This is a genomic window from Chengkuizengella sp. SCS-71B, from assembly GCF_040100845.1.
Lineage (GTDB): Bacteria > Bacillota > Bacilli > Paenibacillales > KCTC-33759 > Chengkuizengella.
This window is the reverse complement of record NZ_JAZHSH010000001.1, coordinates 3492230-3511594: the sequence shown is the minus strand read 5'-3', so window position 1 is coordinate 3511594 and position 19365 is coordinate 3492230. Positions and strand designations below refer to the sequence as shown.

Genomic DNA, 19365 nt, shown 5'->3' with positions numbered 1-19365 from the left:
TACTATTGGAGGTGAAAATGATCGAATTAACATCTCGCCAATTAAAAATCATAGAAATTGTACAAGAAAATGTACCTATAACTGGAGATCAAATTGCAGAATTAATTGGGGTGAGTAAACCTACAATACGTTCAGATTTATCCGTGCTTGTCATGGTAGGTTATCTTGAAGCCAAACCAAAGGTTGGATATTTCCCGGGAAAATCAGCATTGCCTAACTACGAAGCGGCTAAAAAATTAGAACAAATTAAAGTCAAAGACATTCAAAGTATTCCTGTTGTTGTAAAAGAAACAACAACGGTACATGATGCAGTAGTTACCCTTTTTATGGATAATGTTGGGAGTTTAATTGTGAGCGATGAGGATGGAACTTTAAAGGGAGTTTTATCAAGGAAAGACTTGTTAAAAGTCACATTAGGTAATCCTGCATCTTCCACAATGCCTGTACACCTAGTAATGACAAGACAGCCAAATATCGTTACTATTCAACCCGATCAATCTGTAGTTGAAGCAGCTAAAAAAATGATTGAACATGATGTGGATACGTTGCCTGTGATTTCTGAAAAAGATGAAATTATAGGAAGAATTACGAAAACAAATATGACTCGTTTATTGTTGGACTTAACAGATACTTTATTATAATTCATTGGAGGATTCATAGTGGACGAGAAGCTTAGATATAAAATTTTTATATGTTCAGACTCCATAGGAGAAACAGCGGAAACTGTGGTAAAAGCTACTGCACGTCAATTTGATATGACTCAGATAGAGATTAAAAGAGTAGGTCATATTCAATATGAAGATCAAATAAAAGTAGTGATGGAAGATGCATATTCAGAAAACGCGGTGGTTGCCTATACTCTTGTACAACCTGAACTTCGTGAAATGATGAAACAAGAAGCCATTCGCTTAGGGGTAAGAGCGGTTGATATAATGGGTCCAATGATGCAAGCCTTTATAGATACATTTAACAATATTCCTAAACAGGAACCTGGATTGCTCCATAAAATGGATGAAAACTACTTTAAAAAAGTTGAAGCTATAGAGTTTGCAGTTAAATTTGATGACGGTCGTGATGTGAGAGGACTTTTGCAAGCTGAGTTGGTTCTGGTTGGAATTTCAAGAACATCTAAAACTCCTTTAAGCATTTTTCTTGCACATAAAGGAATTAAAGTGGCTAACCTTCCTTTAGTACCTGAAGTGAAACCACCAAAAGAGTTGTTTGAAATTCCTCGAAGTAAAGTGATCGGTCTTTCTATGCAGCCTGAACAGATATTAAGGATTCGAAAAGAAAGATTGAAAGCTTTGGGCATGCCGTCTGGAGCAAATTATGCCACCCTAGACCGCATAATAGAAGAGCATAAAATAGCAAGTGATTTAATGAAAAGAGTCGGATGCCCAATTATTGATGTTACAGAAAGAGCTATCGAAGAAACGGCTGCGATTATTATAAGTTTACACGATAGCAACTTACACTCATAACTATGAGATGAAAATCTAACACATAGGGTGTGGCTCAGATTATAAGTTTTAATAAAAAGGAGAGGAAATTTTGGAGCGTGAATTAGCATTAGAAATTGTAAGAATTACAGAGTTAGCTGCCTTAGCATCTGCTCCTTGGATGGGACGCGGTAATAAAGATGGGGCTGATCAAGCAGCCACCTCAGCTATGAGATATGTATTAAATTCAGTATCCATGAAAGGTACAGTTGTTATAGGTGAAGGTGAAATGGATGAGGCACCTATGTTATATATAGGTGAAAGAGTTGGGAGCGGAACAGGTCCTGAACTAGACGTTGCAGTTGATCCATTGGATGGTACAGAAATTGTAGCAAAAGGACTCAATAATGCCCTCGCTGTGATTGCAGTAGCAGATAAAGGGAATTTACTTCATGCCCCCGATATGTACATGGAAAAATTAGCGGTTGGACCTGAGCTTGTGGGTGTTTTAAGTATTGATGATCCTCTAAAAGATATGATTTCTAAAGCTGCTAAAGCTTTAAATAAAAGAATATCGGATTTATCAGTTACAATATTAGACCGCGAACGTCATAAACATTTAATTTTACAATTACGTCAAATCGGTGTCCGTATTAAATTATTAACTGAAGGAGATGTAGCAGGTGCCATTGCTCCTTCATTACCAGAAGCAGGAGTTGATATGTATATTGGATCAGGTGGTGCTCCAGAAGGAGTATTAGCTGCAGCAGCACTTCGTTGCTTAGGTGGAGAGATACAAGGGAGATTGATGTCTGGGACTCAAGAAGAATATGATCGTTGTAAAAAAATGGGATTTGAAAGGCCGTGTCAGGTTTTAACAATGGACGATATGGTCGGAACAGATGATGTTATTTTTGCTGCAACAGGTGTTACTGAAGGTGATTTTTTAAGTGGGGTTCGATATCTCTCAGGTCAAAGAGCAGAAACGGATTCAATCGTTATGAGGGCAAAAACTAGGACGGTAAGAAATATTAAATCTATACATTACTTACCTAATAAAGAGTTTTTTAAAGAAAAAGTATTTTCATAAGTGTCTTAACGATAAAAGTCATAGGATAAAGTCATTGACCAATGGTAGATCCTAATAAGGTGCAAGCTCTATGGGTATCGTTGAATGAACGGAGTTTCTTTGAATCTGGTAAAGTAGGATTTCTGTCTGACTTATCAATTTACTTCATTTATCTTGGATAGTTTGGTCTTAATAGTGATTAGAGGTATTTAATGGTCTTATTCACGTATTTTCAGTTCACTTTCTGATATTAACGGTATTTAGTGGTCTTATTTTGTCCAAATATGGGCGTCTCATTGCATTTTGATAAGATATGAACGAAATAAGACCGTTAATTCCCTCTATTTGTTTAAGTGAGCTTTCTTTTCCTCATTTAAGACCAAAATTTCCCTTTATTACGCTTTGTAGAATGTTAGTGAACTCGTTTAAGCAAATTTTAAACATCGGGAAATCAGATGAAGACTCTACTCCACCTGATTTGAGAGAGGCTGGGACATAAGTTGAAAACTAACTGATTTTTGCATAATACGCATAAATAAAATCACATGAAATCAAGGATTATTAAATTGATTTCATGCGATTTATTTATTTTAATTGGGTTTTGTCCCAGCCTCTTAATACTAAAAATAACAGTATGAAGTTATTTTTCACTTTTTAGAGTGCTTTAAAACAATAAAGGTTCTGTGTATTCTTCGATACATTCTGGTGAATCATTATTTACATTGCCAACCATATTGGAAACAGGATATACTTTCATTTTATTAGAAGGATAAGGTTTCAACAAACTCTTAACAGTATCATAGTGATAATTTTCATGATTAAGCCATTGATGTTCTTCTTCTTGCTCAAGTATAACGGGCATCCGATCATGAATGTTAGATAAGAGCTGATTGGGTTCAGTAGTAATAATGGTACAACTATGTAATTTTTCACCTTGAGCATCTATCCACGTATCATATAACCCAGCTAGTGAAAACAGTTTATTATCTTTAAGCTGAATTCTCATCGGCTGTTTGATTCCGTCTGTTTTTTTCCATTCATAGAAACCATCTACTGGAATGATACATCTTTTATTATGGACAATTTTTTTAAAAGATGGTTTTTCTTGTATCGTTTCTGCCCTTGCATTTATTGATTTATATCCAATTTTATCATTCTTTGCCCATGAGGGAACAAGTCCCCACTTCAATTGACCTATTCTATTTTCCCCTTTGTGTGCAATAATAGAGGTGATCATTTGACCAGGTGCAGCATTATATCGAGGGATGTAACGAAAAGGAACTGATTCTAACAAGTAACGACTTAATAATTCATCAATTGTAACAGTTATGGTGAATCTACCACACATTATTTATCCCTCCTAGATCTCCTCTATAATATCCCCAGCGATTAACGAATGTTGTGAAAATCTTTTTGCAGCTGCACGATCACCAGCTAATCCATGATGATATACACCTAGAACTGCTGCTTGTTCAGCAGAAAAATTTTGTGCTAACAATCCAGCAATTATACCAGCTAGTACATCACCAGCCCCTCCAGTAGCCATACCAGCATTTCCTGTATTATTAATGTATACATCTCCATTTACTGTAGCAATTACGGTATGTGCACCTTTTAATAGAACAACTATCTTATGTTTAATAGCATATTCTCTTGCAATTTGAATTCGATTTTCTTGAATTTCTTTGACTGTACATTTTAAAAGTCTTGCCATTTCTCCAGGATGTGGAGTGAAAATGACAGGTGTGTCCTTATGGCACCATTTTTCAAATTGTTCAGCATCAGATATGATATTTAAAGCATCAGCATCCATCACTAAAGGGCACTCTATTCGTTCCCAAAGCTTACGAAGCCACACATCATCATCTTTAAATCTTCCTAACCCAGGTCCAATCACAAGGGATTGTTTATTTTTACTTAATTGTATAATATCTTCTGCTGACTGAACATTCCATTCTCCACTTTCTTTGTCCTCAATTGGCGCTAACATCACTTCAGGTAATTTCCCTAACATTTGGTTTGCTACCACTCGTGGTAAAGTCCAAGTCACTAATCCACTGCCAGCTCTCAAAGCTGATTTTGAGCAAAGTAAACCAGCACCACTCATTTGTAATGTTCCAGCTACAACCAATGCATGGCCATAAGTGCCTTTATGTGTATTTGATTCTCTAGGTAGGTTAACGTTTACATTAAGTCTCTTTTCGATAACAGAAGACTGAAGCAAATAAGTTTGTATTGAATATTGTTCAACTGTTGATATAGGAATGCCAATAGATTTCACTATAACATCTCCCGCTGCTTCTGCACCTGGTGATTGGACTAGACCACATTTTAAAAAGGCTAAAGTTATCGTTTTCTTTGCTTTGATACAAGGTTGATAAAGGATTCCCGTATCGGCATCAAGTCCACTTGGGATGTCAATTGAGAAAATCGGTAAATTTGATTTATTTGCTTTGTTGATCAAAAAGGCATAAGCCTCTCTTGGGGCACCTCTAGATCCAGTTCCAAGGAGAGCATCAACAATCCCTTCATATTGATTCCAATCTATCTTATCTTCTTGATAAACATACGTAGGAAGTTTTAAGTTTTTAGCAATATTATGTTGTGTAATCATATCCCCTTTAAATAGGTCTGGGGATTGTGCATAGAGGATATCAATATCAAAACCTGCTTCTGTCAAATGTCTAGCGGCAACTAAACCATCTCCACCATTATTGCCTTTTCCAACAAGAATCAACCATTTTTTTTGGTTTGATTTTTTATGTTTTTTTGTCCAAATTATGATTTCATTAGCGACTTCTCGACCTGCATTTTCCATTAATACTAATGACGGAATACCAATCGTATTTATGGTATATTGATCAAGTTTACGCATTTCATTTGATGTAACTACATACATAAATATAACCCCCATCCATCTAATCATTTATAACCTGTAAGTTATTATTTTTTAAAAAATTATGAAGATAAAAACCAATTGATTTAATTATAATATATAAGAATTGGAAACTTAATCTAGAATAGTAATGTGATGATAATCAGTTTGAGTTTAATAAAAGTTTATCCTGATATATCTACAGGGATATATATAATCAAATCAATTTTGGTATATTAAAAGGCTATTTTCGAATAGGATCAGTGATTTGAATCAAATTAAAAGCTGCTATTATGTAATAAAAAATCAATATTTTTAGTTAGAAACAATAATTGAAACCTTTATTGAAAGAAAACGTAACTATTTAGTAGGGACTATTGATATTCATTTCAATTCCTAGGGGGAAGACTTTATGGCTGAAACGATCATAATGATTATTTTTATGATTCCTATATATGGTATTCTTATTTGGACTTTTTTTTATCCGGAGGAAAGTATATTGTTTGGAAGAAGATGGATGTACAAAGAAGAACCAGAGCTATCCAAAGAAATTATTCTTTATACTAAATTCGTATCTATTATTGCTATGGTTGGACTACCTGTTTTTCTAATAAGTATCATCTTTGAACTTCACTTCCTCATTTTTGCTTTAGTTTTGGGATTTACTTTGATATTTATATTTGGGTTATTTAAAATATTTAAATGAAAAAATTTTTAAACTATCAATAAAGAAGTAATAACCTTATAAAAAAGATATTACCTTTCCAACTAGCTAAAAGTTTTGGAAATATCTCCTCAAATCCAAATCTTAAATTGCCACATTCCTCTTAAGAGAGGGATGTGGCAATTTCTTTATATATCAACCTTCATAATAATGTTGGAGCAGATTAACTAATCATAAATTTATCATTATCCATAACGTTAGGTAAATTTACTAAATTACAGATATATATGGCTAATTGAGCAGTAGTTACTGACTTTTGTGGTTGAATTTCGCCATTCTCATTTTTTGTAATAAGTCCTAACGCATCTGCAAGTTCAAAGTGATTCACATATTTGTCAGAAATGAGATGGCGATCAGTCAAGTTGGAGATATTTCGCCTGTTGCTGCATTTATATTATATACTTTAAAATTTAATTCATAAATTAGATTATAATGTACTTTTTCTAGATCATCATAATAGTCACTATATTTGTGATCATAATATAAATCTAAAGACATTCCATTCAAATATGCAGTTAATGCTTCCTCCTCACTGATCACAATGTCAGCGCTCGGAAACTGATCCATAGGATCAAGAATCATAATATATTCTATTAATTCGCCATTTTGTTTGGAAATACCAATGCTTATTTCATCTCCTTCATAAGGAACCCCATTAATTAATCTGTGAAATTGGAAAGTGTAACTATCATTAGTAGTAGAGTAGTCTTCTGGATGTTCTCTCCACACGATTTGTTTAGCTATACTTGGGGAAAGTTGATGTATATAATTTATAGCTGATTCTCTAGCTTCATTTAGGGTTGATTCTGAAGATTCATTTGTAGTTATCGGTAGTGGTTCAGGTACTTTTAAGTAATATACATCTCCACTATTTCCATCTATGTTCAAATTACTAATATTGTCATTGACTTGGAATGATAGAAAATATTTTAAGTTTTTTTCTATTTGTCCTGATTCTTCTATTTTTTCAATATTTATTTCAGATGATTTTATCTTTAATATTTGTTCCAATAAGTTTAAAGCGTGTTGTTCTATATGGTTTTTGTTAAAATCAAACGTCGATGGATCATTAGATTGTAATATAGGGTGATATGCAGAAATTGTATTTACTTCACTAATATTCATAAAATCATTATCGATCAAATATGTTCCATCTGTCGCACGGATTTTACTAATGGAAGGCTCTACGACATAAGCTAAGGAAATATCTTTACTTTCTGGTGAATTCCATTCGCTTTTATATTTTAATTGTACATTTAATTCATTTTTTAATTGCTCTTTAATATCATCCTCCGTTAACATCTTGCTTGTGGAATCAAACGTATGATCTTGTAGGGAGGAATAGTAATTCTCATATGGTTGATTATAATAGTTATAACTTCTGATCCTTCCATCACCTTGAACGAGTATCCAACCTCCTTGATCTGATATGCGTATACCATCCTTCATTTTATAAAATTCATACTCTGTTTGGAGAATTTCGGTTATAGGTCTTTGAAAATCTTGATGATAACTATATTTGATGCCATAATCACTCATATCATATATTTGACGTAAAAATTCTTCAGCAATCTCTCTACTTTCTTCAAGATCAACTTTTGGAGGGAATGAATTCTCTTTTGTTGCTGTATCCCCGCCAAAGGAGGCAGCAATTAAAGTTAGCTCTTTTCCATAAAATACAAAAGTACCTCTTAAATCCGGAGGAATATACTGCTCACCATTTTCACGATAATGTAACATATATTTATTCTTTTTAGGATCCTTCCCATCAAAAGTAAATTCCTCCAGTCTAGCTGAAGCCAATTCATTTGGAAATAGTTGTTTCACTCTAATTACTAAGTCTTGTTTTGTTATTTTAGCTGTTTGTTCAACAGGTTGATTTTTTGAGCTATCTGTTTGATCCACTTCAACAGATGGATTAGAGTTGGCTTCAACTTGTTCAGCTTGTGGCTCTGTCTGACTTCCATCTAAATTGATATACAAAATACTAAACAAAATAAAACTAAGAACGATGCTTAAAATTAATTTCATAAATGGCTTTCTCCTATCTTTAAAAATCATGTATTTTATAAGTCATAAACCTCTACGGCTTTTGATTCATAATTTTCTTCGGAACTTCCACCGATTACGTAAATCTTCCCATTGATCACTTCTGCCGCATGATTAGATCTTGCTAAATTCATATGAGTCACCTCTGACCAACGATTTGTTTTTAGATCATACATTTCAACGCTTGATAAATGAATATGATCATAATATCCACCCATTACGTAAATTTTCCCATCCATCACTGTTGTTGTATGATTATTTCTTGGATAATTCATAGGAGTTAAATTCGTCCATATATTTGTTTTTGTATCATACATCTCTACACTTGATAAATAATTTTCTTTTCTATACATCATAAAATTAATATTATATCCACCTATTACATAAATTTTATCCTCTATGACTTCAATAGAAAAGTTTTCCCTCCCTTTGTTCAGGTTAGCTAATAGTGTCCAAGTATCCGTTTGAGGATCATATACTTCAGTGCTAGATAAAGTGTAATCACCTCGACCACCTATAGCATAAATTTTCCCATCGATTACTTCAGTTTCAAATCTAAATCTAGCTTCGTTCATACTCGTTAATTGTGTCCATGTATCTGTTTGAGGATCATACATTTCTACACTTGATAAGACATTGTAATCTTCTTGATTTCCAAACCCACCCATTACATACAGCTTACCGTTGATGACTTCTGCATGATGGTGGCCTCTAGCTTGATTCATACTAGCCAATGGTGTCCAAGTATTCGTTTGTGGATTATATACTTCTAGGTTTGATAAATAACGATAATCTTCTCCATCATATCCATAACCGCCTACTACGTATATTTTTCCATCAATAACTTCAGTTGCGTGGTTATCTCTAGCTTGATTCATACTAGCCAATGGTGTCCAAGTATCCGTTTGTGGATTATACTTTTCTAAACTTGATGAATATACATATACTCCATCATTAATTACAGATCCACCCATAGTATAAATATTTCCATCTAAGACTTCTGATGCATTCCCAGGATACCCTGCTTGATTCATACTGGAGATCTCTGTCCAAGTGCCTTTATCTTTGTATTGGTTATTTACATCTTCAGTTTGGGGTACATCTTTCGGATAATTTTCATTTGTATTTAAATCAAATACTGTGAATCCAACAAGAACGATACTTGCGGTTATCAAACTAGAGAGCATCATCCATTTGAGAGGTTGTTTATTAAACATATGAATTCTCTTCATTCTTGATTTCATATCTGATAAATTAGTGGACATTCCTATGGATCTAGGAATGAGGGATGGTTTTGATACTTTACCTAAAACACTTAACAATGTGTTCCCATATGCCAGATATTCATCTTTTTTTAATTGAGATAAAACGGAGGCATCACACGATAGCTCACAATCTTTACGTAGCTGATAAAAGCTGTACCAAATGATAGGATTAAACCAATGAATAGCTAGAACAATAATACTCATCCATTGAATAAGGACATCTTTTTTTTTAAAATGTGTTAATTCATGCAACAATATATATTTCTTTTCATTTTTTGATAAGCTTTCAAACAATGGCTTTGAAATCACAATTTTAGGTACTAATAAACCAATTATCGATGGTGAGACAACCTTCTCATCATATATGAGTTGTACATTGGAACTCACTTTTAATTTCTTTTTACATGTTTCTAGCAATGATAATATGTCCTCATCTTTGCATTTTGGTTTTTTGGATAATTTCCAGTTGTAATCGATATTTTCAATTAATAAAAGTATAAAGACCATCAATACACCAAACAACCATATCATTCCGAATGTATTCAGATTAAAAATGTTGAATTTTATCTGGTTAACAGGCACACTTTCTGAGTTGGAATCCAGTGCTTGCACTTCCATCATTTCTTTATTGAAATTTGTTACTGTTAGATTTGTTATTGTTTGAAGAATTACCGGTGGTTCGTTGATTCCATTTGAGGTTATGCCATCATCTTTACCTTTAAAGTTTTCTATATTTACCTGAGGGAATGCTGTTTGATTCCTAACTGATGTTTCAATAGATTCAGTAGTCTTATACTCTGTAAAGGAGGGAAAGAAGTTAACTAAACTCAATGAACTTTCAAAGCTAAACGGAATCATAAGTCTTATAATTAATAAGAGCCAAATGTAATAGTGCCAATGTGCAGTGAGTTTATCATTTAATACTTTTTTTATAAACAGAATGAGTATTGCTATCGTACTGCCTACCAGAGAAAAGTTTAAAATAGTGATGAATATATTCTGTACATCCATGTTTTCACCCCACTTTATCCTAAATCTAAGTAAGTATTAATTTTCATCTTTTTTTTGTTTAAGGATCTTTTTTAACTCTTCAATTTCTGTGTCCGTTAACTTCTCATTTTTAATAAAATTTAAAATAAACATTTGACGTGAACCCGAATAGATTTTTTTTAAGAAAGAGGTTGTCTCTCTTTTGCGACATTCGTCAGCAGAGAGAAGAGGGTGAAATTGTTTAAAACGCCCTTCCCTTTTCACACCCAACACTTCTTTTTTAACTAAACGATTGATTAAAGTATGTATTGTTTTGGGATTCCACTCTGTTGAATCCTTTAGTTGATCAATAATTTCAGCAGAAGTAAGGGGAGATTTCTTCCACAACTCCTCCATGATTACCCATTCAGCATCTGATATCTTAGTATAATTACTCATATGAAAACCACCTTAATTGATTCTTTTTTAATATTACAAACATAATACCTATAATAAATATTACATGTGTAATATGTTGATTGTCAATAGTTATTTAAATGTTTTAACGGGAAAGGGATACAATATTTACAGGAAAATGGATTGGAAGTAAAAGTGGGTGTGTTAAAGGATATTATTGAGAATGATTTAGCAGAATATCTAGATAGAGTTAGGAAGTGTAGTTGAATATTGATAAACAAATAAATCACCAACTCTATTTTTTCACTAGAATTGGTGATTATCTTTATGAATCTGCAGCATGTTTTTTTGTTTTAACTAAAGCCATCTTTTCCCATGCACGAGAACGCCATCTCCAAAGCATGATCAGCCCTCTAAGCCATTCATCTAAAATATATCCAATCCAAACTCCATAAAGGCCAAAGCCAAAATGAATTCCTAAGATATAAGCGGTTGGAACACTTACTCCCCACATAAATAAGGCTCCCATATAAACAGGGAATTTAACATCCCCAGCAGCTCTTAATGAATTGTTGATGACGAGGTTTAAGGCTCTTCCAGGTTCAAGAATAATCGTAATCAATAATAAACTAGTTCCTAAACTAATAATTTCAGCATTATCTGTAAAAATACTAAGTAACGGCTTAGCCAGGAAGTAAAAAGCAGTTGCAATTATTAAACTAATGAACATGCCAATCTTCAAGCTGTGTATCACTTGTTTATAAGCTTTTTCATTTTCTCCTGCTCCAATACGATGACCGACAATAATCTGAGTTCCTTGTCCGATAGCTAATGAAAATAATAGGATAAGAAACATGAGATTAAATACATAAACACGAGTAGTAATGAACATGGTTCCAAGCAAAGCAATGAAGGCTGTAATTGTAAGCTGCTGTGTATTATAAAACAAGCTTTCACCTGCAGATGGAACTCCTATTTTAATTAGTTTTTTTACATGCTCTTTTGGAAAATAAAATAGTTGGCGTAAGCTGATCGGTTGTTTTACCTTAGTTGTTAAAAAGATAAACAGTATGATTAATCCAATTGAACGGCTAATCACAGTTGAAATGGCTACGCCTGTGACACCTAATACAGGAATTCCAAATGGACCAAAAATGAATAAATAATTTCCAATTACATTAATGATATTCATGGTTAATGTGGAATACATTGTTTGTTTCGTGTATCCATGACTGCGAATGATGCTTGATAATGTCATGATTAAAGCTTGAATAAACAAAAATGCACTAATAATTTGCAGGTAGGTTTTAGCTTCAGACATTAACTCAGGCGGTGTTTTCATCAGTTTCAAGGCATAGGGAGCACAAATAAATAAAACTAAACTAAGAAATAACCCAATTACGATGTTTAGAGATATAGATGTTCTTCCAATTTCAAAAGCTGTTTTTTTATCGTTTGAACCTAGATTTTGCGCAACTAGAATCGTTGTACCTGTGACAACGATACCAAACATCAATATAATGAAATTTTGAATTTGATTGGAAATTCCTACTGCTGCAACGGAGTTATCTGAATACTGACTAAGCATGATTGTATCTGCGTTTCCCATTAAAATATATAATAAAAACTCAATAAAAATCGGCCAGGTTAAATGAAAAAGAGATAGTTTTTTCTTTGGTTTTTCACTCATACTAGTTCTCCTATAAAAATTAAAAGTTTAGCTTATGACCTCATAAAATAATAAGTACCTAATTAACAAATATTTATCCAAAAATATTTTGCGTACAGACGCCCACCTCTATAGGTGGGATCTTCAAATCAGGTGGAGTAGAGTCTCTACCTGATTTCTCGATGTTTAAGCAAAGCTTAAACGAGTTCACTTCAATTTACAGGTTGTTTTGAAGTAATTTGAACATTATATCACGATTGACGTTGGATGAATACATCAATAAATGAACAAAATGAAAATACTTTGAAATATATTATCAGTTAAACTTGTAAATTTTATTTATATCTACTTAAACAAACATTCTTTTTCTCCTAAATACGCTTCTATCAGTTAAATATTTTGAATAGATTATGAATAGAAGGACAAACTTTATGGTTTTCTTTTAAATATAAAAATTGTTAGGAGGAAAATAATATGACTTATGCAGCTCCAGGTACACAAGAAGCGTTGATTAACTTTAAACAAAGATATGATAATTACATTGGAGGAGAATGGACAGCTCCTACAAAAGGTGAATACTTCGAAAATTTGAGTCCAGTTACAGGTAAAGCCTTTTGTGAAATCGCTCGTTCAAATGCTGATGATATTGAATTGGCACTTAATGCTGCTCACAAAGCTAAACATAGTTGGGGCAAAACCTCCGTCACCGAAAGAGCACATATTCTTAATAAAATTGCAGATCGAATGGAAGAGAATTTAGAAATGTTAGCCGTTGCAGAAACATGGGACAACGGTAAACCGATTAGAGAAACAACCATAGCTGATTTACCGCTTGCTATTGATCACTTCCGTTATTTTGCCGGATGTATTCGTGCACAAGAGGGTAGTTTAGGAGAAATTGATCAGGATACTGTATCTTATCATTATCTAGAGCCTCTAGGAGTTGTAGGACAAATCATCCCATGGAATTTTCCATTATTAATGGCAACGTGGAAATTAGCACCTGCACTTGCTGCGGGTAATTGTGTAGTGTTAAAACCAGCAGAGCAAACTCCTGCATCCATTATGGTATGGGCAGAACTGATGCATGACATATTACCTCCAGGTGTGTTGAATATTGTGAATGGATTTGGTGTTGAAGCGGGGAAACCGCTTGCATCAAGTGATCGAATTGCTAAAATTGCTTTCACAGGTGAAACCACCACGGGGCGTTTAATTATGCAATATGCATCAAACAATATTATCCCCGTAACACTAGAGTTAGGAGGGAAATCTCCAAACATATTTTTCAAAGATGTGATGGATCAAGATGATGACTTTTTAAATAAAGCCATTGAAGGATTCACCATGTTTGCTTTAAATCAAGGGGAGGTTTGTACATGTCCATCGCGTGCTCTCATTCATGAATCCATTTATGATCAGTTTATGGAAAGAGCTGTCTCACGTGTAGCAGAAATAAAACAAGGAAATCCTCTAAATATGGAAACGATGATCGGAGCCCAAGCTTCTTCTGAGCAAATGGAGAAAATATTAGCTTATTTTGATATTGCTGAACAAGAAGGAGCAGAAACACTTATTGGTGGTAAGAGAAATATGCTTGAGAGTGAATTTAAAGATGGATACTATATTGAACCTACCATTTTTAAAGGACATAATAAAATGCGCATTTTCCAAGAAGAAATTTTTGGACCAGTTGTATCTGTTACTACTTTTAAAGATGAGGAAGAAGCTTTGCAAATAGCGAACGATACTTTATACGGATTAGGTGCGGGAGTTTGGACTAGAAACATGAATACAGCCTATCGATTTGGACGTAACATTGAGGCGGGCCGTGTATGGACGAATTGTTATCATGCATATCCAGCTCATGCAGCTTTTGGTGGATATAAAATGTCTGGTATTGGTAGAGAGACACACAAAATGATGTTATCTCATTATCAGCAAACAAAAAATTTATTAATTAGTTACAGTCCACAAGCTTTGGGATTCTTTTAAAATGGATGAGAAGGTTATCGCTACAGATGAGGCAATTCGATTGATTAAAAGGTTGAAAGAGAAACATGGACCGCTCCTTTTCCATCAATCAGGAGGATGCTGTGATGGCAGTTCTCCGATGTGTTATCCAAAAGATGACTTTTTATTAGGAAATAGTGATGTTCTCATTGGTGAAATTGGAGGCACGCCTTTTTATATGAATAAACAGCAGTATGAATACTGGAAACATACTCAATTGATGATTGATGTAGTGCCTGGTCGTGGGGGAATGTTTTCATTGGAAGGACCTGAAGGAGTTCGATTTTTAACAAGGTCTCGAGTGTTTCCAAAAAGACAGCCGTAAGAAAAGATGTCATGTTCAAGCTCACGCTGGGAATATTCAGTAAATGTTATGATTTATTTGTAATTGGTTTATGATAGGGTCCCATCAAATCCAGTCTTTTTATGGGACCCTCCATTTGATTAAACTTTATTTAGTATCAAATAACCCCTCCAAATAATCATTTAAAAAGAGCCCCTCGGGGTCCATCTGACCTCTTAACTTTTGAAAGTCATTCCATTTTGGGTATAATTTTTGTAATTTATCTGAAGTTAAGGTATGCATTTTTCCCCAATGAGGTCTGCCATTATACTTTTGCATAATCTTTTCCATTTCTTGAAAATACGATTCATATTCCATGCCTTTATACATATGAACAGCAATATATGCTGAATTTCTTTGATAGGATGGACTTAACCATATATCATCTTTTTTTACATAACGACATTCAATAGGGAAATGTACGGCAAATTGTTGCTGATCCATACAACTTTTCATTTCTTCTACAACTTTTTTGAGATTTCTTTCAGGGATGCAGTATTCCATTTCATTGAAACGGACCACTCTATCAGATGTATAAACAAATGGACTATAGTTTATTTTTTCTGTATTAGGTACGCCACTTGCTGTAATTCGACTGATTGTTTTACTTAGACGAGGGAAAATGCGACTTGCTTCTGACAATAACCAGAAAACATAATTTTCTAAAACTATATTTTTAAATTTTTGAAAAGGTCTGTTAGGGGAAGGTGCTTGATTTGTTTCGTTTGTGACCTTAATTTGAGCAGTTTCTGTGTGTGGGTAATAAAAAAATTCAAAATTTCGATTGGTTTTTAAATGATTTAATTGCTCTAAACAATTTGTAATTGGTTGTTTGGACGATTTGCAATGCAATTTGTATGCAGGGACTACTTTAAGTTTTACCTTAACTATAATTCCTAGTGCTCCTAATGAAATAGATGCAGCTTTAAATATGTTTTGATTTTTTTCTTCGGAACAAGTAATTACCTCGCCCGTACCTGTCACAATTGTAAGCTCTTTTATCTGCGTTGAAAGATTTCCAAGACTAACACCTGTACCATGCGTTCCGGTACTCAAAGCCCCTGCTATAGATTGGTGGTCAACATCTCCCATATTTTCAAGAGCAAAACCTTGTTGATGCAAAAGCATACTAAGCTTTTTTAATTTTGTTCCTGCCCAGACTTCTGACCATTGTTCAGAATCGTTAACTTCTGCTATTCCCTGCATATCATCTAGTGAAACTAGTAATTGATTTGTGTGAACTAAGGGGCTGAACGAATGCCCCGAACCTACAACACGTAAACGTTGTTTGTGATCTATACAATTTTGAATGAGTTTTACAACTTCCTCAATGTTTTGAGGGTAAATCATATTTTGAGGTGAACTTTTGACAAGACCTGACCAGTTTTTCCATTCTTTTATAGGTTTTTGTTTTAAAGAAAGCATTTCCCTTCCCCCCTATACGTCACGTATTCATCTACAACTTTGCCATTTGATATACAATATAATTGGTTAAAGCGTTCACATAATTCACCGCTTTTACTATGACGGAAAAAGATAGGATCACCTATATCCAAGTTTTCTTCTCCCTTATATATAATAGGAGTTTGTACTTCACCAGCACCTTCCAAAGAATGAAGTTTTGACTTTTCAGGTAAATAAGGAGCTGGTAGTTTATCCTTTCCTGTTGCTCCAGAAGCAACATATCCTCCTCCTGTACAAGTATATATATTGTTTTTTGGTTTACGTACAATGTCTAGGGCAAAACCCGCTGCTGGTTTATATTGAAATTCCTTGTAGGAATCAAATAATAGAGGTGAGAAAAATCCTGATCCTACAGTGACCTCAGTTATGACTTCTTCCTTGCAAGTGCTTGCTAAGCTACCTGTCCCACCACCATTAACAAACCGAAATGATAGATCATAATCTTTTATTGAATCTATGATTTCTGATCGTTTTTCTTTTATCTGCTTAATAGACTGTTTTTTAAGTAATTGAACAACTGAATTTTTAAGCAGCTTTCCTTTCACTTGATCACCAACTCCTGCAATCTGTGCTTCATAACCCATTAAACCTTCTAGTTTTAACTGATTGGATTGTTGAATTGTATAAATAAGTTGATGTATTTCGTGAATGGAACGTAGAGGAGAACGATAAACTCCAAATCTGAAATTAGGAAAAACCAAAGACATATCTACATCGATGCACACTGGTACTTGAATATTTTCATCTTTAACTACACTTTCGATGAGTTTAATATGTTTGAAACAATCTACCATGAAGGTGATTTGTTTCCCTTCTTTTATTTTTTCAACAACAGAAGAAATGTAATCTTTATTGGTGACAGGATAACCCAATAAAAGATCGTCAAAACCACGTTCAGAAAGGAAGACAGCTTCAGGTGCAGAGTAACACATTAACCCTTGAAAACGCTCACTTTTTTCCATAATTCTTTTTAAAACAGGTACACTGCGAATGGATTTACTAGCTATTCTTATTTTTTTATTTAAACTGTGACTTAAAATTTGGGAGATGTTATCATCAAGCAGATCAACATCCAAAAAGGCAAAAGGTTTTGCTATATGGTTTGTAGCTTTTTTATATTGAATAAATGTATTCATTAAACTCCTCCCTTAATAGATTCTTAACATAGTATATTCTATAATGGTGCTATATTTTCCTTTGTCTATCAATGGTTCTAGTACAAAATGATTGAATTTATTGTCAAGATGAAAAAAATGGTTGAATTTTTGAAATAATAGTTTACACTTATGATGCAATCAAATTTTAATATTGCGGAGGGGAAAGACATGAAGCGTTTATTTATTATTGCTTTAAGTTGTTTTTTAGTTTTTACTAGTTTTGGTTCTGTTTTTGCAGAAGGGGACAACTCAACGGACACTGGAGTTGAGGAAAATCAAGGTGGAGATGAACAAGCAGTAAAAAAAATTACGATCCTACATACGAATGATACACATGCTAGAATTAACGAAGGTAAATATGATGGTATGGGACTTGCAAAATTATCTACGCTTGTTAAACAACAAGAAGCAGATAATGCAAATGTACTTTTACTAGATGCAGGAGATACATTCCATGGAACGACTTTTGCAACTTTAGAGCAAGGGAAAAGTATTGCAGAGGTTTTTAACGCTGTAGGTTACGATGGAATGGCTGCAGGTAACCATGATTTTAACTATGGTTATGAAAGACTACTAGAATTAAAAGAGATGGTAACTTTTCCAGTATTGAGTGCAAATGTTATCGTTGAAGAAACTGGAGAATTATTATTGCCTCCTTACATGATTCAAGAAGTAGATGGTGTAAAACTAGGAATCTTCGGTTTATCTACACCAGAAACTCACTACAAAACACATCCAAAAAATGTAGAGGGATTAAAGTTTACTGATCCTGTTGTAGCTGCTCAAACAATGGTAGCAGAACTATCACAAGAAGTGGATGTCATCATCGCCTTAACTCATTTAGGAACGGATGCTTCTAGCACAGATACTAGTATTAAGGTAGCTGAAGGAGCACCCGGAATTGATTTAATCGTTGATGGACATAGCCATACTGAAGACAACATTGGTGAAAGTGGAACTCTAATTGTAAGTTCTGGCGAGTATACTAAGAACTTAGGTGTGGTAGAGCTTACTTTTGACGAAAATGATGAGTTAGTAAGTAAAGAAGGAAGTTTAATAACTAAAGAAGATGCAGCAGAAGTTGAACCAGATGCAGAAGTTCAAGCTGTAATTGATGCGATCACTACATCTCAGGAGACTATTTTAGCTGAGGTCGTAGGTTCAACAAGTGTAGTACTCGATGGAGAAAGAGAACAGGTTCGTGCAGGTGAGACAAACTTAGGAAACCTAATTACCGATGCGATGTTAAATGAAACTGGTGCCGATGTTGCTCTTACTAATGGCGGTGGTATCAGAGCTTCTATTGATGTAGGTGAAATTACTAAGGGTGAAGTGATTACTGTATTACCTTTTGGAAATTACATCGTTACTAAAGAAGTTTCAGGTGCAGTCATTAAAGCAGCATTAGAAAATGGGATTGATTCTTATCCAGATGCAAAAGGAGCATTTCCACATGTAGCGGGTATTGAATATAAAATTGATGCTTCCAAACCTGCTGGAGAAAGAGCGGTATCTATTCAAATTAATGGAGAACCTCTTGATTTAGAGAAAACTTATGTATTGGCAACAAACGACTTCTTGGCTGCTGGTGGAGATGAATATACGATGTTTGCAGATATTACAATTAAAAACGAATATCCAGCTCTAGACGAAGTGCTTATTCAGTATATTCAAGAAAAAGGAACAGTGAGTCCAGTGGTAGAAGGTCGGGTAACAGTTATAAATGAAGTAACAGAAACTGAGGAAGTGACTGAACCTACAACTGGTATTTATATTGTTGTACCTGGTGATTATTTATCTAAAATAGCAGTTAAATACAATACAACTTGGCAAGAACTTCAAAAATTGAATCAGCTTGATAATCCAAACTTAATCTTTCCAGATCAAGAAATTATCGTACCTGCTCAATAAT

Annotated in this window: 16 protein-coding genes; 7 read left to right on the top strand and 9 right to left on the bottom strand. The window is 34.0% G+C overall.

Features of this window, described 5'->3' with window-relative positions; translation table 11 throughout:
* Window positions 1-17: 17 nt before the first annotated feature.
* The 3 genes from VQL36_RS17240 to glpX all read left to right on the top strand — a co-directional run bounded on the left by VQL36_RS17240 (window position 18) and on the right by glpX (window position 2529).
* Window positions 18-641 (top strand): helix-turn-helix transcriptional regulator, encoded by a 624-nt coding sequence (locus VQL36_RS17240; protein ID WP_349250489.1) that lies wholly within the window; start codon window positions 18-20, stop codon window positions 639-641.
* Between the two features lie 15 nt (window positions 642-656).
* The gene (locus tag VQL36_RS17235) at window positions 657-1481 is read left to right on the top strand and encodes a pyruvate, water dikinase regulatory protein (protein WP_349251206.1); all 825 of its coding nucleotides are present in this window, start codon (window positions 657-659) and stop codon (window positions 1479-1481) included.
* A gap of 70 nt (window positions 1482-1551) precedes the next feature.
* Window positions 1552-2529 (top strand): class II fructose-bisphosphatase, encoded by a 978-nt coding sequence (glpX, locus tag VQL36_RS17230; RefSeq protein ID WP_349250488.1) that lies wholly within the window; start codon window positions 1552-1554, stop codon window positions 2527-2529.
* Window positions 2530-3172: 643 nt separating this feature from the next.
* Here glpX and VQL36_RS17225 read toward each other — a convergent pair.
* Window positions 3173-3856 carry an SOS response-associated peptidase gene (locus tag VQL36_RS17225; RefSeq protein WP_349250487.1) on the bottom strand — a complete coding sequence of 228 codons (684 nt, stop codon included), beginning with the start codon at window positions 3854-3856 and terminating at the stop codon, window positions 3173-3175.
* 12 nt (window positions 3857-3868) lie between these two features.
* Entirely contained in the window at window positions 3869-5407 is a 1539-nt protein-coding gene (locus VQL36_RS17220; protein WP_349250486.1) for an NAD(P)H-hydrate dehydratase, read from the bottom strand.
* Window positions 5408-5795: 388 nt separating this feature from the next.
* Here VQL36_RS17220 and VQL36_RS17215 point away from each other — a divergent pair, with 388 nt between their 5' ends.
* Complete coding sequence (locus VQL36_RS17215; RefSeq protein ID WP_349250485.1) at window positions 5796-6089, top strand: hypothetical protein; 294 nt, start codon at window positions 5796-5798, stop codon at window positions 6087-6089.
* Window positions 6090-6270: 181 nt separating this feature from the next.
* Here the strand turns inward: VQL36_RS17215 and VQL36_RS17210 are convergent, their stop codons facing one another.
* The 5 genes from VQL36_RS17210 to VQL36_RS17190 all read right to left on the bottom strand — a co-directional run bounded on the left by VQL36_RS17210 (window position 6271) and on the right by VQL36_RS17190 (window position 12497).
* Window positions 6271-6468, bottom strand: a complete 198-nt coding sequence (locus tag VQL36_RS17210; protein WP_349250484.1) for a hypothetical protein — start codon at window positions 6466-6468, stop codon at window positions 6271-6273.
* Entirely contained in the window at window positions 6465-8138 is a 1674-nt protein-coding gene (locus VQL36_RS17205; protein WP_349250483.1) for a YcdB/YcdC domain-containing protein, read from the bottom strand. The genes VQL36_RS17210 and VQL36_RS17205 overlap by 4 nt, the downstream gene beginning before the upstream one ends.
* Before the next feature lie 35 nt (window positions 8139-8173).
* Window positions 8174-10432 (bottom strand): M56 family metallopeptidase, encoded by a 2259-nt coding sequence (locus VQL36_RS17200; protein WP_349250482.1) that lies wholly within the window; start codon window positions 10430-10432, stop codon window positions 8174-8176.
* 36 nt (window positions 10433-10468) lie between these two features.
* Window positions 10469-10849 (bottom strand): BlaI/MecI/CopY family transcriptional regulator, encoded by a 381-nt coding sequence (locus tag VQL36_RS17195; protein ID WP_349250481.1) that lies wholly within the window; start codon window positions 10847-10849, stop codon window positions 10469-10471.
* 283 nt (window positions 10850-11132) lie between these two features.
* Window positions 11133-12497: an MATE family efflux transporter gene (locus tag VQL36_RS17190; protein ID WP_349250480.1), complete on the bottom strand. Its 1365-nt coding sequence runs from the start codon at window positions 12495-12497 to the stop codon at window positions 11133-11135.
* Window positions 12498-12950: 453 nt separating this feature from the next.
* Between VQL36_RS17190 and adh the strand changes: the two genes are divergently transcribed.
* Entirely contained in the window at window positions 12951-14471 is a 1521-nt protein-coding gene (gene adh, locus VQL36_RS17185) for an aldehyde dehydrogenase (RefSeq protein WP_349250479.1), read from the top strand.
* 1 nt (window position 14472) lies between these two features.
* The gene (locus VQL36_RS17180; protein WP_349250478.1) at window positions 14473-14814 is read left to right on the top strand and encodes a DUF779 domain-containing protein; all 342 of its coding nucleotides are present in this window, start codon (window positions 14473-14475) and stop codon (window positions 14812-14814) included.
* Between the two features lie 126 nt (window positions 14815-14940).
* On the opposite strand, the gene VQL36_RS17175 is transcribed toward VQL36_RS17180, so the two are convergent.
* Both VQL36_RS17175 and VQL36_RS17170 read right to left on the bottom strand, forming a co-directional pair.
* Window positions 14941-16257 carry a D-arabinono-1,4-lactone oxidase gene (locus tag VQL36_RS17175; RefSeq protein WP_349250477.1) on the bottom strand — a complete coding sequence of 439 codons (1317 nt, stop codon included), beginning with the start codon at window positions 16255-16257 and terminating at the stop codon, window positions 14941-14943.
* On the bottom strand, window positions 16245-17432 hold the full coding sequence (locus VQL36_RS17170) for an amino acid deaminase/aldolase (RefSeq protein ID WP_349250476.1): 1188 nt from the start codon (window positions 17430-17432) through the stop codon (window positions 16245-16247). The genes VQL36_RS17175 and VQL36_RS17170 overlap by 13 nt, the downstream gene beginning before the upstream one ends.
* Window positions 17433-17621: 189 nt before the next feature.
* On the opposite strand from VQL36_RS17170, the gene VQL36_RS17165 reads away from it, so the two are divergent.
* A complete protein-coding gene (locus tag VQL36_RS17165; protein ID WP_349250475.1) occupies window positions 17622-19364 on the top strand; it encodes a 5'-nucleotidase C-terminal domain-containing protein in 1743 nt (580 codons plus the stop codon).
* Window position 19365: the final 1 nt, after the last annotated feature.